Genomic DNA, 24,861 nt, shown 5'->3' on the forward strand with positions numbered 1-24,861 from the left:
CCGTTCCGCTTTTGCGAGGGGCATGCCTGTTTTTACAGGCAGAAGAGAGAGCATGAAGATGCCGGGGCGGAGGGGGGAGCGCCGAAAAGGAATAGGTCATGATCCACAAGTGAGGGGGGCGTGCGGGGAGGGGAGTGCCCCGGCCGAGGAGGCTGTTTTGGTCGGGCAGCAGGCTCCTCGGCATTCTCCGGCCTTCGGGGTGCTGCCGCGCCGCAGCGTCTGCACCGGATTGTCCCCGCTCGTGGTCTTGTCGGGCGCTCCCAACGCGCCGGGGGACTCTCTCCAGCGGGGAAGGGGCGATGTTCACGCGACTTTGCAGAGCGCGGGCGTTTTGCACGAAGGCGGAGCGCGTCGATTGCCGGAAGATGGCCGGAGAATGCGCATCTGCGGGGCATCAGGCCCCGGAAGGCGAACGCCAGCGGAAGCGTAAAAAAAAACTCCTGTCGCACGCTTGCGGCAGGAGCAGATATCAGGCGTCAGAGCGGATCAGATGCTCTGGTAGGGCTTTTTTCCTTCTTCATACTGATCGCCGCCCCGACAGTCCGCCACCACGGTGACGGGAAAGTTTTCCACGGTCATGGCGGCCAGGGCTTCCGGGCCGAGTTCCGGCCAGGCAAGCACGTCGTAGGAGCGGATGCAGCGGGAAATGAGCGCGGCCGCGCCTCCGGTGGCGGCAAAATACACGCACACGTTGTCGCGAATGGCGTCCATGACGGCGCGGGAACGGTTGCCCTTGCCGATCATGCCCGCAAGGCCCAGTTCCATGAGGCGCGGGGCGTAGGCGTCCATGCGGCCCGAGGTGGTGGGCCCGGCCGAGCCGATGGGTCTGCCCGGCTTTGCGGGCGTGGGGCCCACGTAATAGATGATCTGTCCGGCGGGATCGAAGGGCAGGGATTCGCCCCGGTCGAGCGCTTCGATCATGCGTTTGTGGGCGGCGTCGCGCGCGGCGTAGATGGTGCCGCTGATGAAGGCGAGGTCGCCTATGCGCAGTTTGCGTATGTCGTCTTTGGAAAGGGGCGTGACAAGATGATGAGTGGCTGGCATGGCGGAATCCTTACAGCACGGCTTCGGCGTGACGCGCGGCGTTGCAGTTGATGTTCACGGCTACGGGCAGGCTGGCGATGTGGGTGGAGCAGAATTCCACGTTCACCTTGAAGGCAGTCACGCTGCCGCCGAGTCCGGCGGGGCCGGTGCCGAGCTTGTTGACGAGTTCCAGCAGCTCGTCTTCGAGTCTGGCGTAGCGGGGATCGGGATTGCGGCTTTCAATGTCGCGCGCGCAGGCTTTTTTGGCGCACAGGCAGGCCAGTTCCATGTTGCCGCCTATGCCTACGCCGACGACCATGGGCGGGCAGGGGCTGGCTCCGGCGTGGCGCACGGTTTCCACCACGGCCTTCTTCACGCCTTCTATGCCGTCGGCGGGAACCAGCATGTGCAGCGCGCCCTTGTTTTCGCTGCCCGCGCCCTTGGGGGCCAGGCGCAGGGTGATGCGGTCGCCGGCCACGAGGCGCGTGTGGATGACGGCGGGCGTGTTGTCGCCGGTGTTTTTGCGTTCAAAGAGCGGTTCCGCCACCGAAGACTTGCGCAGATAGCCTTCGGTGTAGCCCTTGGCAATGCCCTGATTGACGGCGTCTTCAAAAAGTCCGCCTGTGATGTGGACGTCCTGACCTATTTCGGCGAACACCACGGCGAGTCCGGTATCCTGACAGATGGGGACGTTTTCCTCGGCGGCGATGCCCGCGTTCTGGATGAGCTGATCCAGTACGTCGCGGCCGGTGGGGGAAAGTTCGCATTCTCTGGCCTGGCGCATGGCCGCCAGCGTGGATTCGGGCAGGCGGCAGCAGGCCTCCACGGCCAGCCGCGCCACGGTGTCGCGTATGAGTTCGACGGAAATTTCTCGCATGGTGACTCCTGAGGCGTAAGTTCCTTGCGACCATAGGACTTTTTTTTCGGAAAATAAACCGGAGCGACGCGCGCCGGTTCGCCGCCCGCAACGCAAAAGGCCCGTCCGGCGAACCGGCGGGCCTCTTCGCTTGCTGACGCGGCGCAAGATTACTTGGTGATGACGGATTTCACGGACACGTGTTCCAGCTGACCGATTTTTCCGGTCATGGCGGAAATGGCTTCGTTGCTGCCGTCCACGGCGATGGAGATGATGGACACGCCCCTGTCGCGGTAGGGAATGCCCAGACGTCCGACAATGATGTCGGAGTACTGATGCAGAATCGCGTTCAGGGCGGCGGAGGATTCGAGGTTTTCCACAATGATGCCGACAATGCCGAGGCGGTTTTCTTCCATGATGCTTCTCCTGAAAAACATTCCGTTGCAGGGACGGGAAAGGTCGTATTGTTCCGGGATGCGGCCCGGTTCGTTGACGAGGAGACTTTCAGGAATGCCCGGGCTTGTCAAGAAGATGATGGGCGCGCGCCGAGGGTCGTGGAAGATGGTGCGGACGTTTCGGCCTTTCCCCTTGCCTAATTGCGCAGGAAGCGTATGATGTCTGCGTCCGACCGGCGGATTCATCTTCCGGGAGGTCTGCCGCGCCATGCGGTTTTGTTACGGTATCCCGACTGAGAGGATGGCGTTCTGCTTTCCGATCAGAAAGGTCTGTGCTGTCCCCGTCTTGTCTTCCGCCGTCGGCGGGAAGCTGCGATCGTCGGGCGCCTTTCCTTACGGGTGGGCGCTTTTTTTATTGCTGCGCCTTGTCTGAACGGCACCTGCTGCCATGACCGGCCGAGCGCCGGGGCGGATGATCCGCCGGGGAATCTGCATGTACAATGTCCGCTCGCTGGACTCCAACGAGTTCATCGACCACGCCGAAATTCTGGAGTCTCTGGAAGAGGGGCGAAAGCTTTCTTCCGACCGGGCTGAAGTGGCCCGCATTCTGAACAAGGCCCGGGAATACCGCGGGCTCACGCATCGCGAGGCGGCCGCGCTTCTGTTCGTGGAAGACGAGGACACGCTGAAGAGCATCTACGCGCTGGCCCGCGAAATCAAGGAACACATTTACGGCCGCCGCATCGTGATGTTCGCGCCGCTGTACCTTTCGGACTACTGCGTGAACAACTGCCGCTACTGCGGCTTTCACGCGAGCAACAAGACCGTGCGGCGCAAGCTTTCGCAGGAGGAGCTGCGCGAGGAAGTGCTTGCGCTGGAGGCGCTCGGTCACAAGCGTCTGCTTCTTGAGGCGGGCGAAGACGACCGCAACTGCCCTCTGGATTACGTTATTGAGTGCATGCACACCATCTATGCCACGAAGCTTCGCAACGGCTCCATCCGCCGCGTGAACGTGGACATTGCCGCCACCACGGCGGAAAACTACCGCAGACTCAAGGATGCCGGACTGGGCACCTACATTCTTTTTCAGGAAACCTACCACAAGCCCACCTACGAATTCATGCACATGGGCGGCCCCAAGGCCAATTACGAGTGGCACACCGAGGCCATGGACCGCGGCATGCTGGAAGGCGGCCTGGACGACGTGGGCATCGGCGTGCTTTTCGGCCTGTACGACTGGCGTTACGAGGTGATGGGTCTGCTGATGCACGCCGAGCATCTTGAGGCGGTGGCCGGCGTGGGACCGCACACCATTTCGTTCCCGAGGCTGCTGCCCGCCGAGGGCGTGGATTATTCCGCCTACAGTCTGGTGAGCGATGACGACTTCAAGCATCTCATTGCGGTGACGCGTCTGGCCGTGCCCTACACCGGCATGATTCTCACCACCAGAGAGTCCGCGGAATTTCGCCGCGGGCTGCTCGACATAGGCATGTCGCAGATGAGCGCGGGTTCCTGCGTGGGCGTGGGCGGCTACGCCCATCCGCAGCGCGTCGTTCCCGGCGAAGCGCCGCAGTTTCATCTTGCCGACGAACGCAAGCCCGAAGACGTGCTCAAGGGACTGGTTCGCGACGGCTATCTGCCGAGCTTCTGCACGGCCTGCTATCGTTCCGGCCGCACCGGCGACCGCTTCATGCCGCTGGCCAAGAGCGGCGAAATAAGCAACTGCTGTCAGCCCAACGCCATGCTGACCTTCAAGGAATATCTGCTGGACTACGCCGACGACGAACTGCGCGCGCTCGGCGAGAACATGATAGCCGACGAGCTTTCCCGCATCAGCCGGGAGCCTCGGAGAAATCAGACGGCGCAGTATTTGAAGCGCCTGGAGCAGGGGGAGCGCGATCTGCGTTTTTAAGCCCTGGTCGGCGTTCGGAAGAGAAGGGCGGCCAGGGAACTGCGCGCGGAAATAAACGCGGCAGACGGCGTTGAACGCATGCCCGTTCAGCGCCGGGCCGCCTGTCCGGCGGGCCTGCGCCGAAGTTTTCGGAAGAAAACCGCGGCGCGGGCTTTCCCCTTCGAGCAGGCGCAAACGCCGGTGGTCGGCGCGGCCCTTTTTGCCTCGCGCGGCCGCAGCATGTTTTGAGAGGCCGGACGGTCTCTCGCCTTCCGGCATGGTTTTGCCGGAGAGTCGTCAGAACGGGCGGGGAGTTCTTCCTGCAGGAGAAGAGCGCCTTTCGGAAGGGAACAGGTCCCCTTTCCGGCAGCCCCGCCCGATTCTCTCCATCTTTTTTGCAGAGAAACGCCGTCTTCGGTTCAGGAAGGCGGCGTTTTTGCGCATGAAAAAAGCTCCCGCGTCTGCGGGAGCTTTTTGTCGATGATGGAAGGCGGCGCAGGGGGAAAAGCACGCTTCATCCGGCGCTCTGCGCGGCATCAGGGGAAGAAGATGCGCTGCGAGCGGGAGGTGGCGTCAGCCTCCTTGCCGACCCACACGAAGCGGTCGTCCCGCAGGGCGGTGTCGCCGCGGTTCCAGCGATAGGCCACAAGCGGGCCGCCGTGTACCGCGCTGAAGTCGAGGCAGGCCACGGAGGGCGAACAGAGGCGTATCTCTTCGCCGGGGCTGCGCCAGTAATGCCCGAAAAAGGTGGGATATTCCACGTCGATGGCTTCCCAGCTTCCGGGGTCCGGCACGGCGTCTTCGGGAAGGGAGGCAATGTCGTCGCGGCCCATGAGGGCCATGTCGCGGCAGGTGCGGCCCATGCCGAGCCACCATTTCACGCGGATGCGGCGGCGGGGGTGTCCGTCCTTGTCTTCAAAGAAGACGCCGTCCGGCAGCGGAATTTCCGGGCCCTTGAGCAGCACTTCCAGCGCCTCGTATTCGCAGCTTTCCTTGTCGCCTCCGGCGCGCACGTATCCCGTTTCGGTGAGACGGGGCGCGTCCTTGCGGCCGGTCACCAGGCTTTCGCCTCCGCATTCGTTGTTGAGCAGCGTGCGCATGGCCGTCGGAGACCAGCAGGCGTGAATCATGTGCAGGCGACTGCCGTCGCCGCCGAGATCGCCGAGCTCCAGCCACAGCGGCAGGGTGCGCATCCACTGAATCCAGGGCTGATAGCATCCGGCAAGCTGTTCCAGCGTGGCGGCGTGCTGGGCCGTGTGCGCCTCGTTGTGACTGCGGATGAACTCGCCCGGATTGTCGGGATCGGGCGTGCTCCAGCATACGGCGTTGAATTCATGATTGCCCATGAGACACTCCGCGGAACCGGCCTCGCGCATGTTGCGGACGATGGTCAGCGTTTCCAGAATCTGCGGTCCCCGGTCGATGTAGTCGCCGAGAAAGACGACCATGCGGTCGGGATGTCTCCACACGCCGCCGTTTTTTTCGTAGCCGAGGCGGGAGAGCAGGGCTTCCAGTCTGTCCGCGCATCCGTGTATATCGCCAATCACGTCGTAACCATTCAGCATAAGCAGCTCCAGTGCCGTGGGGACAGGGCCGGAATACCCTTGAAAAACGCCGCTGCCCCGGTATGAAGTTCAGATTAGCACAACTGTCATGGAGATAAAAGAGGAACGCGCGGAGAATTATGCAAGCTCCCGTCAGGACTTGTCTTCGTCCAGACAGGCGTCCAGAGCCGCGCAGATGGCCTGCTCGTCCATGTGTCTGCCGATGAACACCAGCTTGATCATGCGGTCGCCGTAGCGTTCGTCCCAGTTGCGGTCGAGTTCGGGATTGGCCCTGCGCGCCTGTTTGCGCTGTTCGGCCGGTGCGGAGGCCATCCAGCGTCCGAAGGGCGTGGCCACGGTCTGCTTGCCTGCCTGCTCGAACATGTACGACATGGAGGGATTCTTCTTGAACCACAAAAGCCCCTTGCAGCGGATCACCGACTGCGGCCAGGACGCTTCCACGAAGTCGCTGAACTTGTCCTGATTGAAGGGCGCGCGCCGGAAGTACACGAAGGTGGAAATGCCGTATTCCTCGGTGTGGGAATGGCCTTCGGCGTGTTCGTGATGCTCGTGGGCGTGGTGTTCGTGATGATCGTGCTCGTCGTGCGCGGCCTTGTCGGCGTCGAACTTCTGGAGGCTCTGAATCCAGCCGGCGGATTTTCCCGCTTTGGCGAAGTTGAAGGCGTGCGTGTCGAGAATGTCCTTGACGGCCACCTTGCCGTAGTTGGTTTCGATGATGCGCGCCTCGGGCTGAAGCTGACGGATCACGGCCTTGAGCGTGGCGAGCTGCTCGGCGGAAACTTCATCGACCTTGTTGAGCACGATGGTGGTGCAGAATTCTATCTGCTGGATGAGCAGACTTTCCACGTCGTCCTCGTCGTTGTCGCCGAGGAGCTTTTCGCCGTTCAGAAATTCGTCGGCCATGCGCATGGCGTCCACCACGGTGACGATGCCGTCGAGGCGGCACACCGTGGGCATGACTTCGTCGCCCAGCGTGATGGCCTGGGCGATGGGCATGGGTTCGCAGATGCCGCTCGCTTCAATGAGAATGTAGTCGAAGCGGCAGGTGGCGATGAGATCGAGAATCTGCTGCATGAGATCGTCCTTGAGGGTGCAGCAGATGCAGCCGTTGGAAAGGGGAATGAGGCTGCTTTCCATCTCCACGTTGCCGCCTTTTTCGATGAGCGCGGCGTCGATGTTGACTTCGCCGATGTCGTTGACGATGACGGCGACCTTGTAGCCTTCCTGATTGGAAAGCACGTGATTGAGCAGCGTGGTCTTGCCCGCGCCGAGATAGCCGGTAAGAAGCGTGATGGGAACGATGTTTCTGCGCATGATGAAAACGATGACCGCGACTGGCGCGGGTAGAGGTGACGGGCGTTGACGGCGCGCCGCAAAGGTTGTGCGCGCTGCGCGCCCGATCGTCGGGAAAAGGAAGACGGGCAGGCCGTTCTTTCGCGCAAAGGGAGCAAAAGAGCGGCGCTGCCCGCCATGACGGAAACGGAAAGGACGTTATTTTTCGAGGCAGGCGTCCAGGGCGGCGCAGATGGCGGCCTTGTCCATGTGCTGACCGATGAAGACGAGCTTCTGCATGCGGTCGCCGTAGGTGTCGTCCCATTCGGCGTCGAGCTGCTTGTCCACGCGGCGTTCGGCGGCCTGACGCTTGGCGGGTGCGGCGGCCACCCATTCGCCGTAGGGCGAGGCGGTCATCTGACGGCCGGCCTGTTCGTACAGATAGGCGGTGTCGGGCTCGTCGCGGAACCAGATGAGCCCCTTGCAGCGGATCACGCTGGCAGGCCAGGCGTCGTTGACGAAGTCCTCGAACTTTTTCTGATCGAAGGGCGGACGACGGAAATACACGAAGGTGGAAATGCCGTATTCCTCGCCGTGCTCATGATCGCCGTGATGATGATGGTGATGATGGCCGTGATGATGTTCGTGCTCGTCCTCGTCATGATCGTGGCCATGATGATGTTCGTGCTCGTCGTCATCGTGGTGGTGATGGTGCTTGTGCTCGTCGTGGTCGTCATCATCATGATGATGCTTGTGTTCGTGATCGTGATGATGATCGTGGTCATCGTCGTGTTCGTCTTCGTCCTCTTCGGGGGCGTCGGCTTCCAGAGCCTGCACCCAGCCGATGGAGGAGCAGGCGCGGTCGAAGTCGAAGCGGCCCGTGTCGAGAATGTCCTTCACGTCCACCTTGCCGTAGTTGGTTTCAATGATGTTTGCTTCGGGCTGGAGCTTGTGGATCACGGTTCTGAGCAGACCGAGCTGATCTTCGGTGAGGCCTTCCACCTTGTTGAGCACGATGGTGGTGCAGAACTCTATCTGCTGAATGACGAGGCTGGCCACGTCCTCTTCGTCGATGTCTTCTTCCACGAGGCGCTGACCGCCGAGAAATTCGTCCACCATGCGGCGGGCGTCCACCACGGTGACGATGCCGTCGAGGCGGCATATCTTGGGCAGGGATTCATCGCCGAGGCAGAGGGTCTGCGCGATGGGCAGCGGTTCGCAGATGCCGCTCGCCTCGATGAGAATGTAGTCGAAGCGGCCGGATTCGATGAGATTGAGCACCTGCTGAAGCAGATCGACCTTGAGGGAGCAGCAGATGCAGCCGTTGGAGAGCGGCACGAGGCTGTCGTCCATTTCCACGCTGCCGCCCTTGGCGATGAGGCTCGCGTCGATGTTGACTTCGCCGATGTCGTTGACGATGACGGCGACCTTGTAGCCTTCCTGATTGGAAAGCACGTGATTGAGCAGCGTGGTCTTGCCCGCGCCGAGGTAGCCGGAGAGAACGGTGATGGGGACTATTTTTCTTTTATTCATGATGACCTTCCTGAGAGCGCGGATGCGCGTTGATGCGGGCGCGGCGGCGTCCGGCGCGATGCCGATTCTTCCGGATGCCCGGGGGCGAATGCGGAAGGCGTCATGCGCGGCACGTTCAAGATAGGACAAAATGGCGCGGCGTCAACCATGCGCGCCGGAAAAGACCCTGCCGACGACGCCTGTCTGCGGAAGAAGCCCCGGCGTCGAGGCCGTGCTGCGAGGTAATCTGCGGCGGCGTTCGGCGGCGCGGGCGCAGAAGGGGAAGGCAGAGGCCGGGGCATGCGGGGGAGTGCGCCGTCTCCGATGGGAAAGGGGGGCTTGCACGGCTTTGGGGAGGGAGAGGGCCGTTTTCGAGTGGAAAGAACGGGCGTGCGGCGCAGGGCCCGGGGCAGAAGTGCCCGGGAGGGAACATCCGACGGCGTTCGGGAAAAGAAAAATCTCCGTGGAAGCACGGCGGCGTTCGGGGAGTGCGTGCCTCCAGAGCGCATGACGGCGTTTTTTTTTGGGGGGGGGAGAGCCTTCGGGGAGACCGGCGCATCCGCCTGCACGGCTTGCCAGAGGCGAGAGTTTTTCGTAATACACTGTTTTCCAATTAAGGAGGAAAAATCATGCAGTTTGTTTTCACGCCGGAGCGCGTCTGCTCCAAGATGTTCATGATAGACGTGGATGAAAAAAGCCGGACCATCAACAACTTCGAGTTCAAGGGCGGCTGCCCCGGCAATCTGAACGGAATAGGCCGACTGATTCGCGGCATGTCCATCGACGACGTGATCGACCGCTTCGCCGACATGCCCATCTGCCCCACCTCGAAGGTGACGTCCTGCCCCGAACAGCTCCGCAAGGCGCTTATTGAGCTGCGCGACAAGCTGAACGCCGGAGAAACCCCGGAACGTCCACGCTTCGGTCTGGACGCCTTTGCCTCCGTGGCGAAGTAGCGCGGCACGTCGGCGGTCTGAACGCCGCCCGCCACTCCATCATTAAAAAGAAGGCTCCCGATTCGTCGGGAGCTTTCTGCGTTTTTGTCTTCACCGGTCTTGCGCGGGAGCTTCGGCAGATGCGGCGTCTGCTGCGGGCTGAGCTTCGGAAGGCGCGGCGCTTTCTGCAATCCGTTCTTTGTCTGCGCCGTCCGTTTCGCCGTTCTTTCGGGCCAGATAGGCCCTGAGGTCGGGCATGAGCGCCTGCGCGTCGCGATAGCCCAGCCAGTACCATTCGCCGAGCTTTTCCAGATCCTTTTCCATGCGGCCTATGTGCATGGAGCGCGACGGGCTTATCACGAACACGCGGCCTTCCTGCCGAAGTTTTTCTATCTCGTCGCACAGCTCGTTGTAGTCGGCGTTGCTCCGGGCCAGGGCGTCGGAGAGTGCCTGCCACTTCGGCCCGTAGAACAGCCGGGCGAGGTTGCGTCCGGCCTCGGGGTCGCGGCGATAGTCGTCGGGATTGGTTTTCACGATGACCACGGCGCGAAAGCCGTTGTCCAGCGCCCAGCGGAAGGGAATCTTGCACGAGCAGCCGCCGTCGAGATAGGGCGTGCCGTTCATGCGCACCATCTGCGAGATGTACGGCATGGTGGAGGAGGCGCGCGTCGCCAGCATGATGTCGGGGCATCGGCCCTTTTCAAAATATTCCGGTTTGCCGGTGAGGCAGTTGGTGGCCACGGCCACGAAACGGCGTTCCGGCCGGAAGAAGCGCGTCATGTCCAGCGGGTCCAGCGTGCGGGAAAGTTCGCCGAACATGAAGTCGAAGCCGAAGGGCGTGCGGTTGCGGAGAAAGGCGCCGAGTCCGAAATAGCGGGAATCGTGCCGGTAGCGCAGCGGACTTCGCGCGGAACGTCCTATCTGACCGGAAACGTAGCTGATGCCGTTGAGCGCTCCGGCGGAAACGCCGATGGTGCAGGCAAGGTTCACGTCGGCTTCCATGAGGGCGTCCATCACGCCAACGCTGTAGGTTCCGCGCAGCGCGCCGCCCTCAAGCACGAGACAGCCCGGCGTGACGCGGTCGGACGCCAGTCCCCGGGGCAGCCGGTCGAGACCGGAATAGATGTTCTGACGCATGAAAAGCTCCCTGGCGGAAACGCCGCCCTGTTTTTTGCCGACATGAAGCGTCCGGCGACTGCGGAGCAGAAAAAGAAAAGAAATTATTCAGGAAACGTAGTTGTTTTTGAGTGTGCTCCAATATTCGATGCTTGTCGAGCTTCGTGGAAAAAAAGACATGTTTCAGAAAGCGCGGCGTGTTTTCGGGGAAGAGCGACGGAGCGCCGCAGAGCATTGCGGAGAGAAGTGAGAATATTGAGGGGCAGAGGCGGACGTAAGCCTCGTGTCCTCTGGTGGTTCTGCGGGGGGACGGCGAACGCGGCGGGCGGTCGCTGCATGTGGGCGCTGCGGGAGACAGGCCCCTCCGGGAACAGGGCTTTGCGGCGTGCGGCGCGGAAGGCAGTGTTGCCCGAACCCGAATTTTTTCCGAGGAAGGGCCGTGCAACTGTTGTGCAGGGCCAGGCTTATTTTTAACGAGAGCCGTACAATTGTTGTACAGGGCGCTTCTGCGAGACGCCGGAATTTTCTTTTTGGGCGCGGGACGTGTCCTTTGCACGGCATGTTTCACGCGAGGCCCGGAGGCGGCGAGATCTCGCAGACCGTGAGCCGGACAGACTCGCTCGCCTGAAAACATAACCGTGCGCTGTCCCGTATTTTTTCTTTTTTCGTGCGGTATCGGCAACAGTACGGTTATGTTACGATGCAGAAATATGTGGTCCTAATATGTATCAGAGGGAGAGAAGGGACTGTGTCGGGGAGTCCGATGGGGCGCTTTTTGAGTTGTTACGGTCGGTTTTCGAAAATGTGAAAAAAATAGTTTGCTTTTTCGACGGGTTATTTTGGCGTTCCTCACTTGACAAGACAAGAAGAAGCAGTCCAGTATTATTCTACGATTTATGCCTGTACCCCCGAGAGACGGACCGCAAGGGCCCGCAGCGGGGCGCAGACAGAAAGGCCGCCCCAAAAGGCGGATCGTGCGACTGGGGGAGGTCCGCTTCGTGCGGATCAGCATGGTTTCAGCCCATAAGGATGAAGTATATGAAACTGACCGGTTCGGAAATTTTTTGTGAAGTGCTGGTGGAGCAGGGCGTGGATACGCTGTTCGGCTACCCCGGCGGCGCTGTGTTGAATCTGTACGACGCACTGTATAAATACCAGGATCGTATCCACCATATTATTACTGCCCATGAACAGGGCGCCGCGCATGCGGCCGATGGCTACGCCCGTGCTACCGGCCGCACCGGCGTTGTCCTGGTAACGAGCGGCCCCGGCGCGACCAACCTTGTTACCGGCATTGCCACCGCCTACATGGACAGCGTGCCCATGGTTGCCATCACGGGCAACGTGCCCACGCCCCTCATCGGACAGGACAGCTTCCAGGAAGTGTACATTGCGGGCATCACCATGCCCATCACCAAGCATAATTTTGTCGTGGACAGGGTGGAGGATCTGGCCGACATCCTGCGCGAGGCCTTCCGCATCGCCCAGACCGGCCGCAAGGGCCCGGTGCTGGTGGACATTCCCAAGGACATGACCTCGGCCGTGGCCGAATTCGTGCCCGCGGCTCCCGTGCGCGACAGCTACACCACGAAGATTGACATGGACGCCATCGACAAGGCGGCGGAAATCATCAACAACGCCCAGCGTCCGGCCATCTATTACGGCGGCGGCGTCATCTCCTCCGGCGCGAGCGCGGAACTTGCCGCCCTCATGAAGAAGACCTGCATGCCCGGCGCCTACACCCTCATGGGAGCGGGCGTCGTCGACAGCGACGATCCGCTCAATCTCGGCATGGTGGGCATGCACGGCTGCCGCACCAGCAACTTCGCCCTCGACTACGCCGACGTCATGGTGGCCGTGGGCACCCGCTTCAGCGACCGCGTGGCTCTCGCCCCCGACGCGTTCGGCCGCCGCGCCAAGCTCATTCAGATCGACATCGATCCCAGTGAAGTGAACAAGAACGTCAACGTGGACGTCAGCCTCGTCGGCGACGTGAAGGACGTCATCTGCGCGCTGCTGCCCAAGGTGCATCAGACCTGCCGCGACGAATGGCTCACCCAGATCGCCGAATGGCGTCAGGAAGACTACCACCCCGAAGACAGCGACACCGTGCTCAAGCCGCATCAGGTCATCCGCAAGGTCAACGAAATGGCCGGACTCGACGCCATCTACGTGACCGACGTGGGCCAGCATCAGATGTGGGCGGCCCAGTATCTGCATCACGTCAAGCCCCGCCACTTCCTCACGAGCGGCGGCCTCGGCACCATGGGCTTCGGCTACGGCGCGGCCATCGGCGCCAAGATCGCCTGCCCCGAAAAGCCCGTGATCCACTTCACCGGCGACGGCTCCTTCCACATGAACATGAACGAGGCCTGCACCGCGGTGAGCTTCCATCTGCCCGTCATCACCGTGATTCTCGACAACCACGTGCTCGGCATGGTGCGTCAGTGGCAGACGAGCTTCTACGGCAAGCGCTACTCCTGCACCGACCTTAACCGCCGCACCGACTACGTGAAGGTCATTGAAGGCTTCGGCGGCAAGGGCTTCCACTGCGAAACCATGGCCGATCTGGAAAAGGCCATGGCGGAAGCGCTCACGAGCGACGGCCCCGTGTGGATTCACTGCTGCATCGACAAGGATGAGAAGGTGCTTCCCATGATTCCCGGCGGCTGCACCTGCGACTCCATCATCATGGAATAGAGAAGGGGGACAATATGACGAAACATGTGATTTCCATCGTGGTGGATAACAACGCCAACGTCATGGCACGCGTGTCCTCCCTTTTTGCCCGCCGCCGCTTCAACATGACCAGCGTTACGGCCGCGCAGACCAGCGATCCCGCCATTTCCATCATCACCATCGTGACGGAAGGCGACACCCACGTTCTCGATCAGATCGTGAAGCAGACCCTCAAGATGGAGGAAGTGAAGTCCATCACCCTGCTTCCGCCCAACGAAAGCCTGCTGAGCGAGACCATCATGCTGCGCATCGCCTTCGACGCCGCCACAATTTCGCCCATCAAGGATATCGTTGAGGTTTATCGGGCGCGCATTATTGACCTTACCTCTAGTAGCATGGTAATACAACTCACCGGAAAGCCTTCCAAGATAGAAGGCTTCCTTGAGGTGATGTCGCCCTATCAGATCCTCGAAATGTGCCGTTCCGGCATCATCGGCATGCCCAGAGGATCGCAGAGTGATTGGTGGAAAAGCAGCAAGGATTGACCTTTTGCTGCTGAGAATGAATTATAGTCATTGAAATGGAGAAGTTATCATGATTAAGAAGTACTATGACGCAGACTGCAATCTCGGCATGCTCGACGGCAAGACTGTCGCCATCATCGGCTATGGCAGCCAGGGTCACGCTCATGCTCAGAACCTGCATGAAAGCGGCGTGAACGTTGTCGTCGGTCTGCGCAAGGGCAGCTCCAGCTGGGCCAAGGCTGAAGCCGCCGGTCTGAAGGTCATGGAAGTGGAACCCGCCGCCGAAGCCGGCGACATCGTCATGATGCTCGTGCCCGACGAAGTCGCCGCCGACATCTACAACAAGCAGGTCGCCCCCCACATGAAGGAAGGCAACGTGCTGTGCTTCGCCCACGGCTTCAACATCCACTTCGGCTTCGTGAAGCCCGCTTCCAACATCGACGTCATCATGATCGCTCCCAAGGGCCCCGGCCACACCGTGCGCAGCCAGTACCTGGAAGGCAAGGGCGTTCCCAGCCTCATCGCCGTTGCTCAGGACTACAGCGGTCATGCCAAGGACTACGCCCTGGCCTATGCTTCCGGCATCGGCGCCGGCCGCGCCGGTATCCTGGAAACCACCTATCGTGAAGAAACCGAAACCGACCTCTTCGGCGAACAGGCCGTGCTCTGCGGCGGCGTGACCGAACTCATGAAGGCCGGTTTTGAAACCCTCGTGGAAGCCGGATACGCTCCTGAAATGGCGTACTTTGAAACCATCCACGAAATGAAGCTCATCGTTGACCTCATCAACAACGGCGGCTTCGGCTTCATGCGCTACTCCATCTCCAACACCGCCGAATACGGCGACTACCGCACCGGCAAGCGCATCATCACCGCCGAAACCCGCAAGGAAATGAAGCAGATCCTGAGAGAAATCCAGGACGGCACCTTCGCTTCCGAGTTCATGCAGGAATTCTCCGCCGGCCGCAAGGGCAAGTTCCTTGCCACCCGTCGTCTGGAAGCCGAGCATCAGCTGGAAAAGGTCGGCGCCGAACTGCGTCAGATGATGAGCTGGCTCAAGAAGTAACACTGGTTTGAAAACATCGCCGGGCAGCCCCCTCTGTCCGGCGATTTTCTGTCTTTTTTTCAGGGGAACAGGAGAGAGCATCTCATGAAGCTTCGCAGTGCGAATGTCACGCAGGGCGTGGAACGCGCGCCCAACCGCAGTCTTTTCTATGCCATGGGCTACACCAAGGAAGAACTTGATCGTCCGCTCGTGGGCGTCGTCAGCGCCTACAGCGAGATCGTTCCCGGACACGCCCATCTGGACAAGATCGCCGAGGCCGTCAAGGCCGGCGTGCGCATGGCCGGCGGCACTCCCATTCTCATTCCGGCCATCGGCGTGTGCGACGGCATTGCCATGGGACACATCGGCATGAAGTATTCGCTGGCGAGCCGTGAACTCATTGCCGACAGCGTGGAGACCATGGCCATGGCGCATCAGCTGGACGCCCTGGTGCTGGTGCCCAACTGCGACAAGATCGTGCCCGGCATGCTCATGGGCGCGCTGCGTCTGAACATTCCTTCCGTGGTGTGCAGCGGCGGCCCCATGATGGCCGGCGTGTACAACGGCGAGGAAGTGAGTCTCTCCAAAATGTTTGAAGCCGTGGGCGCCCGCAAGATCGGCCTTATCGACGACGCCATGCTTGAAGAGTGCGAAACCGGCGTGTGCCCCGGCTGCGGCAGCTGCGCGGGCATGTACACCGCCAACTCCATGAACTGCCTGTGCGAAGCCGTGGGCATTGCGCTGCCCGGCAACGGCACCATTCCTGCGGTTCACGCCCGCCGCATGCAGCTTGCCAAGCATGCCGGCATGGCCGTGATGGAATTTTTGAAGCGCGACATCAAGCCCCGCGACATCGTGAACGAAAAGTCTCTGCGCAACGCCCTGGCCTGCGACATGGCGCTCGGCTGCAGCACCAACACCGTGCTGCACCTGCTGGCCATTGCCCACGAGGCCGGCGTGGCCTTTGATCTTTCCCTGTTCAACGAAGTGAGCGCGCAGGTGCCGAACCTCTGCCACCTTGCGCCCGCCGGCCCTACCCACATGCAGGATCTGTACGCCGCGGGCGGCATTGCCGCCGTGCAGGCCGAACTCGCCAAGGGCGGCTTCCTCGACACCAGCCTCATCACTGCCACGGGCAAGACCGTTGCGGAGAACATCAAGGGCGCGGTCATCAAGGATACCGGCGCGGTTCGTCCTCTTTCCAATCCTTATAGCCCCACGGGCGGCCTCCAGATTCTCTGGGGCAACATCGCTCCCGACGGCTGCGTGGTGAAGCGCAGCGCCGTGGCTCCTGAAATGCTCACGCACAGCGGCCCCGCCCGCGTGTTCGACAGTGAAGACGAAGCCATCGACGCCATCTACAACGGCAAAATTCACGAAGGCGACGTAGTGGTCATCCGCTACGAAGGCCCCAAGGGCGGCCCGGGCATGCGCGAAATGCTCAATCCCACCAGCGCCCTTGCCGGCATGAAGTTGGACACCACCGTGGCCCTCATCACCGACGGACGCTTCAGCGGCGCGAGCCGCGGCGCTTCCATCGGCCACGTCTCTCCTGAAGCCGCGGACGGCGGTCCCATCGGCCTGATTCGGGAAGGCGACATCATCAGCATCGACATTCCCAACGCCAGCATCAATGTGAACGTGAGCGAAGAAGAGCTCGCCCGCAGAAAGGCGGCGTTTGTGCCCCGCGAACCCAACATCAAGAGCGGCTGGCTTGCCCGTTACGCTCGTCTGGTAAGCAGCGCCAACACCGGCGCCGTGTTGAAATAGCGACTACGGGAGGGATGTCGGCAGAAGACATGCCCCGATCCGCTTCAATGATTCCGCTCCGGGAGCCCGGAGCGGTCCCTCAGTCGGCGAAGCGATGCCGCAGACAGGATTCTGTTTTTCCAGGCGGGCGGTCCGCCGGAACTCCCTCAGACGGAAATCTGTGAACGCGGCCCGGCGTGAACGCTTGGTTTTGCGTGCGGACGGTCCGTGCGCATCCCTCATTCCATGCGATATCATACGCCGGAGCATGATGTTGTTTTTTCGATTTCGCTTCCGCGCGAAGCGTATCCCTCAATCGGAAGAGCGACAGGGCGACATGACGACTGGCGGCATTCCTCCAGAAACGATATTTGACGCGGGCTTTGTGCGGCGAAAAACCGGACGCCACGGCGGCGTTTTCCGAAAGTTTCCTGAAGTTCCGAATTTTTTTACGAAAGATGAAAGAAAACGCTTGACGGTGCAGGTGTAATCCGCTAAGTAATTTTTCGCAGCAAATGCTGCTCCGTTCCCCGATAGCTCAATAGGCAGAGCGGGTGACTGTTAATCACTAGGTTGGCGGTTCAAGTCCGTCTCGGGGAGCCAAATTTCGGAAGGGCTTACGATGCATGTCGTAAGCCCTTTCTGCGTTTAATTCCCGCGGGGCTTTCGGCAGGGCAGGCCGTCGTGCTTCCGGGCGGCTTTTGGGCCGTGCCCGTTTCGGCGTGGCGGATGTTCTGGGCGGGAGAGCCCCGCGATGCCGTGCGGAGCGTTCAGTCATCCGCCGTGCGCACGAAGCGGAACATATCGTCGCTTGAGGCGTAGCAGCGGTAGCCGTGTTCTTCGAGCTTGAGGGCGTAGCGCATATACAGGGAACGGCGATTCTTCACTTCGTCGGTGCAGAACCAGAACTGCGGCGGATGCCGTGTATGAAGCCAGTCGAGAAATACCCGTGCGGCCCAGCGATAGGCCATGCAGGCAATGACGGGATCGACGGCGTGCGGGAACGTTTCGGGTTCCGGTTCGCCCCACATGTTCAGCGGGGGCATCTTGTCGGCGAGAACGACCTGCCAGTCTGCGGTGACGATGAGCGCGTAGCAGGCCGTTGTTCCCTTGTAGTGGAAAAATTTTTCCTTTTCCAGATGATGCGGTTTCATGGCTGTTCTCCCGATGAATATTCGGCCTCCCGGACGCCCGAGGGGGAATATACCATTGCGGAAGAAGAGAGAGAAGCGCAGCGGGGACTTCGGTCCACAACAGTGTGGACGAAAGATGACTTGCGGAAAAGGGTATGACCGAAGACGTGCGACTTCGTTATGGTGACTGCCGCGTCGTCCGGTTGGTCCGGAGCCCCTCGCCGTGTCATTGTTCGGGCCGGGAAGGGCGGAGGAGACGGGCGCGCGTTCGACTGGTCAGGCCGAGGAAATACCCCCACGCAGGTGGGGAAGACGTTGCCTCTAAAGGCAGCACTCGCGTAATGTCGGAAACACCCCCACATGCGTGGGGAAGACGCAGCCTTCTCTACGGCTTGGCCAAGCCCCACGGAAACACCCCCACGGGTGTGGGGAAGACCGCTCCGGCTCCGACTACGACCAGCAGGCCATGGAAACACCCCCACGGGTGTGGGGAAGACAGATATGCAACGCCTGCCTCAGCTTTGTCATGAGAAACACCCCCACGGGTGTGGGGAAGACTCGGTATCGCATAGAGCAGTCTTCTCTCTCTCGGAAACACCCCCACGGGTGTGGGGAAGACCGCTCGCGTGCGGATACGAGAACCACGTCATCAGAAACACCCCCACGGGTGTGGGGAAGACCGCGTCTCCTCCTTGAGATGCTGAAATCCGATGGAAACACCCCCACGGGTGTGGGGAAGACTCCGAAAAGGGGCGGATTTACCGCCCCATGGTGGAAACACCCCCACGGGTGTGGGGAAGACACTGACATATTATTGACCTTTTTGGTGCGGGTCAAATGATAGGATCGTCCTTTTCCAGCACAAGCTGAAGACCGGAAATTTCCATCAGGCGTCGTCTGGTGTCGCCCTTGCCGAACATGCGGTATCCGGGAGGCGTGGAGATGCGCTGAAAAATCAGCAGTCCGCTTTCCGCCGGACAGCTTTTGAACAGATAGTCGATAACGCTTTGCGCCACGGAATCCTTGATGCCCGAAACAAAGACGTTGGCTCTCGGTTCAATGAACCAGAGCTTCATTCGACCGCGCACGGCCGGGGGCAGATCGTTGGCGATAACGACGAGCATGTTTTTCTCCTATCAGACTTTCAATGTCTTCCGGCACGCGTTCAAGGAGTTTCATGTCCAGCACGCGTTTGCGGAATGCTTCGGCGACGGCGTATTTATTGTAGGAGCCTGCCAGGGAGAGCGTCAGGGAAAAGGCGAGATCAATGCACAGTTCTGCTTTGTAGAGGTCGGCCAGATCATAGATGAAGGGGAGCGGACTGCCGGAGTGAATGAAGCCCAGATGCGGCGAGTAGCCCAGGCTGTGTACGCAGGAACAGAGAATGCCGTAGAGCGCGGCGTTGGCGGACGTGAGAATCTGATTGGTCAGGTCGCTCAGTTCAAATTTTCCCGGCGTGAACGAACGTCCTTTCCAGCCGACGTTGTACTGTCGGGCTTTTTCTTCGTAGAGGCTGCGGACGCGCAGACCTTCCATGCCCATCATTTCCTGAAGGGATTTCTTTTCCAGATCGGCGTCGGGAAAACGCTTGGCGAAGAGGGCGCGCGCCACGGACAGGGAATGTTCAGGATGCGCGGCGAGGCGTGCCTGTCGGAGAAGGTTGCGGGTGTTTGCGGTGGGGGCATGGCCTGCGGCGTAGAAGAGCAGCGAGTCTTCGCCCACCCAGCACAGAGAACAGTTGGCGGCGGCCGCGGTTTTGACGGCTTCATGCGTGACGCTGGTTCCCGGACCGAGAAGTATGGCGGCGATTGTGGCCACGGGCAGGCGGACGCGATTTCCCCCGGCGTCGATCCATTTCAGGCTGCTGTCGTCGATTTCGAGTCTTCCGCGTTCCAGATAAAGGAAGGGATACTTGTCGGACACTCGGGGCAGGGTTTCCCGCGTTATGGGAATGAACAGACGTTGATACGGTTTGTTTTCCGAAGGAGACGATGGCGACATGGAGACCTCGCTTATGCGGAAGAGAACAGGTTGGGACTGAGCCCCCCACGGAGGTAGGGAAGACTTGAATTGGGTGGGATCGTAAATGCCCATGTTGGAAACACCCCCACGCGGGTGGGGAAGACTTTCCCGCCGGGCCACGAAGTGCGTCCAGATCAGAAACACCCCCACGCGGGTGGGGAAGACTTGAACTCCTGGGCAAGCACCTTGGACTGTACAGAAACACCCCCACGCGGGTGGGGAAGACAAACGCTGAATAGCGAACGCCTCACGAACATCGGAAACACCCCCACGCGGGTGGGGAAGACCCATTTTGGGCGAACTCCTTTTGCGCTTCATAGGAAACACCCCCACGCGGGTGGGGAAGACGCAGGCTTAGTCCAAGAAACGGTTTTACTCTGGGAAACACCCCCACGCGGGTGGGGAAGACTGGTACCGCTGCCGCCTCAAATCCTGAGCTTAGGCTCAGGACTCATTATTTCCAATGACGTCAAAAAAGGATAAGTATGGATATGGAGGTTTCTATGTCCACTCTTTTTTACCTTTCTTCCGCTCAGATGGATGTCATTCGCCCTTTTTTTCCTCGTTCAAGAGGCATTCCCAGAAGGGACGATCAAAAAATTATCAGTGGAATTATCCATGTTCTCAAGTTCGGTCTCCGATGGAAGGATGCTCCAAAAGAATACGGCCCCTATAAAACTCTTTATAACCGTTTTGTCAGATGGAGTAACATGGGCGTCTTCGAAAAGATTTTTACGGCTCTTTCCGAAAGTACCCAGGACACATCCCTTCTCATGATTGATGCTACCTGTCTGAAAGCTCACAGAACTGCCGCAAGTTTGAGAAAAAAAGGGCTTCCTCTCGCTGTATCGGACGCACAAAAGGAGGATTGAACACCAAATTACATGTTGTCTGCGACTTCGACGGACGTCCGATTCGGACATTGCTGACAGCCGGAAGCATCAGTGATTATGGCGGTGCGGCATGTCTCTTGCCAACTCTGCCTTCAACCCGAATACTTCTTGCTGACAGGGGCTATGATGCCGGATGGATTCGCAGTTTTTTGAAAAATCGAGGTTGCACTCCCTGCATTCCTTCTCGGAAAAATACAAGAGTCATGAGTATTACAACAAGAAACAATATCTCCAGCATCACAAGATAGAACACATGTTTTCCCGGTGAATGACTGGCGTCACATAGCCATGCGCTATGATCGCTGTGCTCATACATTCCTTTCAGCAATTCACCTTGCGGCTATCGTTATTTTTTACCTTTAATGAGTCCTGAGCCTAGGAAACACCCCCACGCGGGTGGGGAAGACGCGACAGCACCGCTCTTCCATAAAATGCAGCAAGAAACACCCCCACGCGGGTGGGGAAGACTTCTTAGAAATAAGACGACGAGCAACGACATTAGAAACACCCCCACGCGGGTGGGGAAGACTATCTTCATCCAGGTAAAGGCGTTCTTCGGTAGGAAACACCCCCACGCGGGTGGGGAAGACGGTCACGGTGATCTTGCTCACGGCTGCGGCACGGAAACACCCCCACGCGGGTGGGGAAGACGACGTTAAGGGATGCAGTCAAGAGAGCTTTTAGGAAACACCCCCACGCGGGTGGGGAAGACTTCCATACAACTGTTTCGCTTTCAGAACCGGCGGAAACACCCCCACGCGGGTGGGGAAGACAAAAATATCACTCTATAGAGGATGCAAAAAAAGGAAACACCCCCACGCGGGTGGGGAAGACATCCGCGCAATCTATGCCAATAACTAATGAATAGAAACACCCCCACGCGGGTGGGGAAGACACCATGACCATAGAGATCGCCAACACCGCCATAGAAACACCCCCACGCGGGTGGGGAAGACAGCTTACCAAAATAGGAAGGGACATCATAATAGGAAACACCCCCACGCGGGTGGGGAAGACAATAAAGATTTTTCTGTCCCTTCTCCTCCGGCAGAAACACCCCCACGCGGGTGGGGAAGACAATATCCGGAATATTCCTGACAATATGACTATAGAAACACCCCCACGCGGGTGGGGAAGACATATGAAGACCAAACTTCGTGAGATTCTTGGAAGAAACACCCCCACGCGGGTGGGGAAGACCGCCTGTCATCGACTCTCGGAATGCCGTGGGAACGAGGAAAGTAGCGTTTGATACGAGCAATCTGTTCATGAGAAAGATAAAAAAGTTCCTTCATGGCATCCTCCCTATGCCGACAATAAGAACTTTTTACCCTTTTGGCAATTAATGAGTCCTGAGCCTAACTCATGGAAACACCTTCACGAGCGGTGAAGAAGGATCTGTTTCGGCGCGGAGCGGAAACAGGCAGACCGGGGAATGTATCTGTTTATTTTTTATACGAATATTTTCAGCTTGGCAAGGCAGATTCCCAGCCTGCGCGCGACGTGTAGCGGCCGCAGACCGTCCCGGAGGCGACTTCTTCCACGGAATCGTCGGGGCGGACTTTGCCTAGATACAGGGGTTCGTAGTTCTCCTTCACGGGCAGATACCAGGAAAAGATTCTACGAAGCTGCTTGTCGGCGTTGACGGGCTGCGTGAACGGATTGTTTTTCCGCCGGATGCGCACGATGTTGCCGAAAAGCGCGGCGGAAACGTCCCGGCGATGTTCCGGAAGGCGGTCGAGACACACCCGCTGTTCGTCCGCCGTCAGGCATTCCTTGTCGTTCAGCGCACGCACGAGCAGCACGGGGCAGGTTTCCTCTTCCGACGCGCGGGTGCCTGCGACTTCTTCCGGGCGTTGCTGTCCGCGGCTCTGACTGGAGAGCGCCAGCATGCGCAGACTTTCCTTTTTGCGCAGCAGGTCTTTTTTGACGCCGGTCATGCCGGGCGAGGGCTCTTCGGCCCTGTCCGCGTAGGTGGCTTCCAGCATGGGGCGGATGTCGGCAGGGAGCAGAACGCCCGTTCTGCCGCTCCACACTTCCAGCGTGCGGGCAAGCACGTAGGGCGCGTAAATCACGCCGGACACGCCGAAGGCCGAGGCGGGAGAGGAGAGCGCCTCGTGCAGCGACGGCGCAAGCGTCCATGCCTCGCGTTTTGCGCCGCGCGGGCGCGGAGTCTGTTCGTGCCGCCAAAGACGCCCCATGCGCTGAAAGAGCATGTCCGAAGGGCAAAGCCGCGTCACAAGAAAATCCGCGTCGATGTCGAGCGACTGTTCTAGCACCTGCGTGCCCACAAGAATGCGGCCGCACAGGGAACGCTCTTCCGAACGCTTGCCGTAAAGCTCCGTCCAGCGCCGTTCGTTCCGCTCCCTGTCCGAGGGCGTGAAGCGCGAGTGAAGCAGGCCCGTTTCCACGCCCATGCCCGCGGCGCGCGCGGCAAAAAGCCGGAACGCGTTCTGCGCTTCGGCCACGCTGTTTTCTATCCACAACACCTGCTGCCCCTGTTCCGCGCGAAGAAGCGCTTCGCTCACGGCGTCTTCGTCGGAGGCGTCGAGACGGATATGGACCGCTTGAGGTTTCGGCGCGTTTTCTTCGGGCACGGTCAGCTCGCGAACATGACCGGAAGCGTCGTCGGCGCACTTGGCCGTGATGAGCGGATAGGCGTCGTTGCCTTCTTTGGCGCATCCCAGCATGTCGGCAAGGCGCGAGCGCGTGAGCGTGGCGCTGAGCAGAATGACCGTGCAGCCGATCTGTTCGAGGTGTCTGATCAGCGCGTCTATCAGCGTGCCGGTGTAGGCGTCGTAGGAGTGAACCTCGTCGAGAATGACCACCTTGCCCGCGAGCCCGAAACTGCGGACGGCGGAGTGACGCACGTTGATGACGGACATGAGCGCCTGATCCAGCGTGCCGGCCCCGAACGGCGCGAGAAGCCCGCGCTTGCTCTGCTCAAACCACGACGAGGCAAGCTTGCCCCTGTCGTTGTGGGTGGCGTAGAGCCAGGATGCGCCGTGCAGGAGCATGGTTGCGGCGTGCCGACTTTCCGGGGCAAGAATGGCGCGAAGGAATGGGAGAAGACGCTCGAAAATTCGGTTGGACGTGAGGCGCGTGGGCAGCGCGAAGTACAGGCCGCCCGCTTTGCCTTCGGCTAGCAGGCGATAGGCTGCAAAGAGCGCGGCTTCGGTTTTCCCCATGCCCATGGGCGCTTCCAGCGCGTACACGCCCGGCCCGGAGGCGATCTGCATCATGGCCTTCTGCACGGGGTTGGGCGCAAAGCCGAAAATGTTTTCAAAGCTCAGCCCCGGCACAAAGGTCACGGGGCGAAATCCTGCCTCGTCCACGGCCTGCGCGACGAACGGACGCCAGTCTTCGCCGGGGTCGTCGAACAGCGCGCCGGAACTTATCCAGTCGGCAACGGCGGTGAAGCCCTTGAGCAGGGTTTTCTGTTCCCTGGAGAGCCTCGCGGGCAGCGTGCGGCCTGCGCACAGGCGGGAGAGAAGCGCTAGGCGCGCGGCCTGCCACGGTTCGCCGCCGCAGATTTCGTCGTCGGCCGCGCAGGCTTCCGGCGGCGCGCCGTGATGCCATCCGGCAATTTCCGCAACGGCGCGCGACGTTTCCATGAGCGCCGCCTGACTCACGGACGCGTGCCCGAGCGGATGGAGCGCCCCGGCAAAGGGCAGAAGCTGCGGATAGCGCTGCAGATCGTGCGTGGCCTCGTGGATCATGGCCTGAAAGTAGGGCGAGATTTTGCCGATGTCGTGTACCGCCGCCGTCAAATCGCTGTGCTCGGGAAAAAGGCGGAGCGCGCAGGGCGAAAGCGCGGAGCAAAGGCGCGCCGCCACGGCTCCCGTGATGCGGCAGTGCTCCTCCACCGTGCGGCCCGGAAGGCAGACGCCGTCCTTCATGCGGCTTTTGGCCAGACAGTCGCTCGGAGACAGGGCGGCCGCGGCGTGATGGTCATTCTCGCAGTGTTGGCCCATGACGCACCTTCCTTGTTTCAGGTCATGTCTTCTTGTACTTCTGGAAGGCGTCTTCGGCAACGTACGGATGCGCGTTTTCGGGCTTTTCGTTGGAGACGGGAGCGAAGCGTTTGCCGCCGGAGGGAGCGACAGAGCAGGGCGGACGCGTCGGCGGCGCGAGGCGGGGAAAAAACGCGTTGTCGGCAGTTTCAATCGTCTTTGCGCGTGAAGGTTGGGGGCAGATTGCGGGACGCCGAAGCTTCCGCGTGCATCGGGCGGCGCAGGAGCTTCCCAGCGG

The 24,861-nt window shown here is 60.4% G+C and carries 18 protein-coding genes, 1 tRNA gene, 1 pseudogene and 3 CRISPR repeat arrays; of the genes and pseudogenes, 9 read left to right on the plus strand and 11 right to left on the minus strand.

Going from position 1 to position 24,861, the window contains the following annotated elements; genetic code table 11:
* Window positions 1-486: 486 nt before the first annotated feature.
* From ABGT79_RS11365 to ABGT79_RS11375, 3 genes are all read right to left on the minus strand, one after another.
* Window positions 487-1,044 carry a Fe-S-containing hydro-lyase gene (locus tag ABGT79_RS11365; protein WP_346666264.1) on the minus strand — a complete coding sequence of 186 codons (558 nt, stop codon included), beginning with the start codon at window positions 1,042-1,044 and terminating at the stop codon, window positions 487-489.
* 10 nt (window positions 1,045-1,054) lie between these two features.
* A complete protein-coding gene (locus ABGT79_RS11370) occupies window positions 1,055-1,900 on the minus strand; it encodes a fumarate hydratase (RefSeq protein ID WP_346666265.1) in 846 nt (281 codons plus the stop codon).
* A gap of 149 nt (window positions 1,901-2,049) precedes the next feature.
* Window positions 2,050-2,295 carry a TM1266 family iron-only hydrogenase system putative regulator gene (locus tag ABGT79_RS11375; protein WP_346666266.1) on the minus strand — a complete coding sequence of 82 codons (246 nt, stop codon included), beginning with the start codon at window positions 2,293-2,295 and terminating at the stop codon, window positions 2,050-2,052.
* Window positions 2,296-2,767: 472 nt separating this feature from the next.
* Between ABGT79_RS11375 and hydG the strand changes: the two genes are divergently transcribed.
* Window positions 2,768-4,186 (plus strand): [FeFe] hydrogenase H-cluster radical SAM maturase HydG, encoded by a 1,419-nt coding sequence (gene hydG / locus ABGT79_RS11380; RefSeq protein ID WP_346666267.1) that lies wholly within the window; start codon window positions 2,768-2,770, stop codon window positions 4,184-4,186.
* Between the two features lie 515 nt (window positions 4,187-4,701).
* Here hydG and ABGT79_RS11385 read toward each other — a convergent pair.
* The 3 genes from ABGT79_RS11385 to ABGT79_RS11395 form a co-directional block, all read right to left on the minus strand.
* On the minus strand, window positions 4,702-5,730 hold the full coding sequence (locus ABGT79_RS11385) for a metallophosphoesterase (protein WP_346666268.1): 1,029 nt from the start codon (window positions 5,728-5,730) through the stop codon (window positions 4,702-4,704).
* Window positions 5,731-5,862: 132 nt separating this feature from the next.
* Window positions 5,863-7,044 (minus strand): GTP-binding protein, encoded by a 1,182-nt coding sequence (locus tag ABGT79_RS11390; RefSeq protein ID WP_346666269.1) that lies wholly within the window; start codon window positions 7,042-7,044, stop codon window positions 5,863-5,865.
* Between the two features lie 177 nt (window positions 7,045-7,221).
* Entirely contained in the window at window positions 7,222-8,535 is a 1,314-nt protein-coding gene (locus ABGT79_RS11395) for a GTP-binding protein (protein WP_346666270.1), read from the minus strand.
* Between the two features lie 608 nt (window positions 8,536-9,143).
* On the opposite strand from ABGT79_RS11395, the gene ABGT79_RS11400 reads away from it, so the two are divergent.
* Window positions 9,144-9,470, plus strand: coding sequence for a TIGR03905 family TSCPD domain-containing protein (locus tag ABGT79_RS11400; RefSeq protein ID WP_294485052.1), 327 nt, complete (start codon window positions 9,144-9,146; stop codon window positions 9,468-9,470).
* 90 nt (window positions 9,471-9,560) lie between these two features.
* Here ABGT79_RS11400 and ABGT79_RS11405 read toward each other — a convergent pair whose 3' ends face one another.
* On the minus strand, window positions 9,561-10,586 hold the full coding sequence (locus ABGT79_RS11405) for a patatin family protein (RefSeq protein ID WP_346666271.1): 1,026 nt from the start codon (window positions 10,584-10,586) through the stop codon (window positions 9,561-9,563).
* Window positions 10,587-11,603: 1,017 nt separating this feature from the next.
* On the opposite strand from ABGT79_RS11405, the gene ilvB reads away from it, so the two are divergent.
* From ilvB to ABGT79_RS11435, 6 genes are all read left to right on the plus strand, one after another.
* Window positions 11,604-13,265 (plus strand): biosynthetic-type acetolactate synthase large subunit, encoded by a 1,662-nt coding sequence (ilvB, locus tag ABGT79_RS11410; RefSeq protein ID WP_346666272.1) that lies wholly within the window; start codon window positions 11,604-11,606, stop codon window positions 13,263-13,265.
* Between the two features lie 14 nt (window positions 13,266-13,279).
* The gene (gene ilvN / locus ABGT79_RS11415; RefSeq protein WP_294485058.1) at window positions 13,280-13,789 is read left to right on the plus strand and encodes an acetolactate synthase small subunit; all 510 of its coding nucleotides are present in this window, start codon (window positions 13,280-13,282) and stop codon (window positions 13,787-13,789) included.
* Window positions 13,790-13,841: 52 nt separating this feature from the next.
* Entirely contained in the window at window positions 13,842-14,834 is a 993-nt protein-coding gene (gene ilvC / locus ABGT79_RS11420) for a ketol-acid reductoisomerase (protein ID WP_294485171.1), read from the plus strand.
* Window positions 14,835-14,918: 84 nt separating this feature from the next.
* Window positions 14,919-16,583, plus strand: coding sequence for a dihydroxy-acid dehydratase (gene ilvD / locus ABGT79_RS11425; RefSeq protein WP_346666273.1), 1,665 nt, complete (start codon window positions 14,919-14,921; stop codon window positions 16,581-16,583).
* A gap of 247 nt (window positions 16,584-16,830) precedes the next feature.
* Window positions 16,831-17,052 (plus strand): hypothetical protein, encoded by a 222-nt coding sequence (locus ABGT79_RS11430; protein WP_346666274.1) that lies wholly within the window; start codon window positions 16,831-16,833, stop codon window positions 17,050-17,052.
* 37 nt (window positions 17,053-17,089) lie between these two features.
* Window positions 17,090-17,165, plus strand: a tRNA-Asn gene (locus ABGT79_RS11435).
* A gap of 167 nt (window positions 17,166-17,332) precedes the next feature.
* Here the strand turns inward: ABGT79_RS11435 and ABGT79_RS11440 are convergent.
* The 3 genes from ABGT79_RS11440 to cas1e form a co-directional block, all read right to left on the minus strand.
* Complete coding sequence (locus tag ABGT79_RS11440; RefSeq protein WP_346666275.1) at window positions 17,333-17,716, minus strand: hypothetical protein; 384 nt, start codon at window positions 17,714-17,716, stop codon at window positions 17,333-17,335.
* Window positions 17,717-17,980: 264 nt separating this feature from the next.
* Window positions 17,981-18,497: direct repeats of the CRISPR family, unit length 28 nt; unit sequence GAAACACCCCCACGGGTGTGGGGAAGAC.
* 31 nt (window positions 18,498-18,528) lie between these two features.
* Window positions 18,529-18,819 carry a type I-E CRISPR-associated endoribonuclease Cas2e gene (cas2e, locus tag ABGT79_RS11445; protein WP_346666276.1) on the minus strand — a complete coding sequence of 97 codons (291 nt, stop codon included), beginning with the start codon at window positions 18,817-18,819 and terminating at the stop codon, window positions 18,529-18,531.
* Window positions 18,752-19,696 carry a type I-E CRISPR-associated endonuclease Cas1e gene (gene cas1e, locus ABGT79_RS11450; protein WP_346666277.1) on the minus strand — a complete coding sequence of 315 codons (945 nt, stop codon included), beginning with the start codon at window positions 19,694-19,696 and terminating at the stop codon, window positions 18,752-18,754. The genes cas2e and cas1e overlap by 68 nt, the downstream gene beginning before the upstream one ends.
* 36 nt (window positions 19,697-19,732) lie before the next feature.
* Window positions 19,733-20,126: a CRISPR direct-repeat array (repeat unit 28 nt; unit sequence GAAACACCCCCACGCGGGTGGGGAAGAC).
* Window positions 20,127-20,220: 94 nt separating this feature from the next.
* On the opposite strand from cas1e, the pseudogene ABGT79_RS11455 reads away from it, so the two are divergent.
* Window positions 20,221-20,973, plus strand: a pseudogene (locus ABGT79_RS11455) (IS5 family transposase).
* 16 nt (window positions 20,974-20,989) lie between these two features.
* Window positions 20,990-21,810: a CRISPR direct-repeat array (repeat unit 28 nt; unit sequence GAAACACCCCCACGCGGGTGGGGAAGAC).
* Window positions 21,811-22,076: 266 nt separating this feature from the next.
* Here ABGT79_RS11455 and cas3 read toward each other — a convergent pair.
* Window positions 22,077-24,584 (minus strand): CRISPR-associated helicase Cas3', encoded by a 2,508-nt coding sequence (cas3, locus tag ABGT79_RS11460; RefSeq protein WP_346666278.1) that lies wholly within the window; start codon window positions 24,582-24,584, stop codon window positions 22,077-22,079.
* Window positions 24,585-24,861: the final 277 nt, after the last annotated feature.

The sequence above is a fragment of the uncultured Mailhella sp. genome, from assembly GCF_963931295.1.
Lineage (GTDB): Bacteria > Desulfobacterota > Desulfovibrionia > Desulfovibrionales > Desulfovibrionaceae > Mailhella.

Bases quoted from the DNA above. Each gene is read 5' to 3' on its own strand.
- ilvN (WP_294485058.1), top strand. From the start codon at position 13,280: ATGACGAAACATGTGATTTCCATCGTGGTGGATAACAACGCCAACGTC.
- ABGT79_RS11405 (WP_346666271.1), bottom strand. From the start codon at position 10,586: ATGCGTCAGAACATCTATTCCGGTCTCGACCGGCTGCCCCGGGGACTG.
- cas3 (WP_346666278.1), bottom strand. From the start codon at position 24,584: ATGGGCCAACACTGCGAGAATGACCATCACGCCGCGGCCGCCCTGTCT.
- ABGT79_RS11365 (WP_346666264.1), bottom strand. From the start codon at position 1,044: ATGCCAGCCACTCATCATCTTGTCACGCCCCTTTCCAAAGACGACATA.
- cas1e (WP_346666277.1), bottom strand. From the start codon at position 19,696: ATGTCGCCATCGTCTCCTTCGGAAAACAAACCGTATCAACGTCTGTTC.
- ABGT79_RS11440 (WP_346666275.1), bottom strand. From the start codon at position 17,716: ATGAAACCGCATCATCTGGAAAAGGAAAAATTTTTCCACTACAAGGGA.
- cas2e (WP_346666276.1), bottom strand. From the start codon at position 18,819: ATGCTCGTCGTTATCGCCAACGATCTGCCCCCGGCCGTGCGCGGTCGA.
- ABGT79_RS11390 (WP_346666269.1), bottom strand. From the start codon at position 7,044: ATGCGCAGAAACATCGTTCCCATCACGCTTCTTACCGGCTATCTCGGC.
- ABGT79_RS11430 (WP_346666274.1), top strand. From the start codon at position 16,831: ATGATGTTGTTTTTTCGATTTCGCTTCCGCGCGAAGCGTATCCCTCAA.
- hydG (WP_346666267.1), top strand. From the start codon at position 2,768: ATGTACAATGTCCGCTCGCTGGACTCCAACGAGTTCATCGACCACGCC.
- ABGT79_RS11370 (WP_346666265.1), bottom strand. From the start codon at position 1,900: ATGCGAGAAATTTCCGTCGAACTCATACGCGACACCGTGGCGCGGCTG.
- ilvD (WP_346666273.1), top strand. From the start codon at position 14,919: ATGAAGCTTCGCAGTGCGAATGTCACGCAGGGCGTGGAACGCGCGCCC.
- ABGT79_RS11385 (WP_346666268.1), bottom strand. From the start codon at position 5,730: ATGCTGAATGGTTACGACGTGATTGGCGATATACACGGATGCGCGGAC.
- ilvB (WP_346666272.1), top strand. From the start codon at position 11,604: ATGAAACTGACCGGTTCGGAAATTTTTTGTGAAGTGCTGGTGGAGCAG.
- ABGT79_RS11375 (WP_346666266.1), bottom strand. From the start codon at position 2,295: ATGGAAGAAAACCGCCTCGGCATTGTCGGCATCATTGTGGAAAACCTC.
- ABGT79_RS11400 (WP_294485052.1), top strand. From the start codon at position 9,144: ATGCAGTTTGTTTTCACGCCGGAGCGCGTCTGCTCCAAGATGTTCATG.
- ABGT79_RS11395 (WP_346666270.1), bottom strand. From the start codon at position 8,535: ATGAATAAAAGAAAAATAGTCCCCATCACCGTTCTCTCCGGCTACCTC.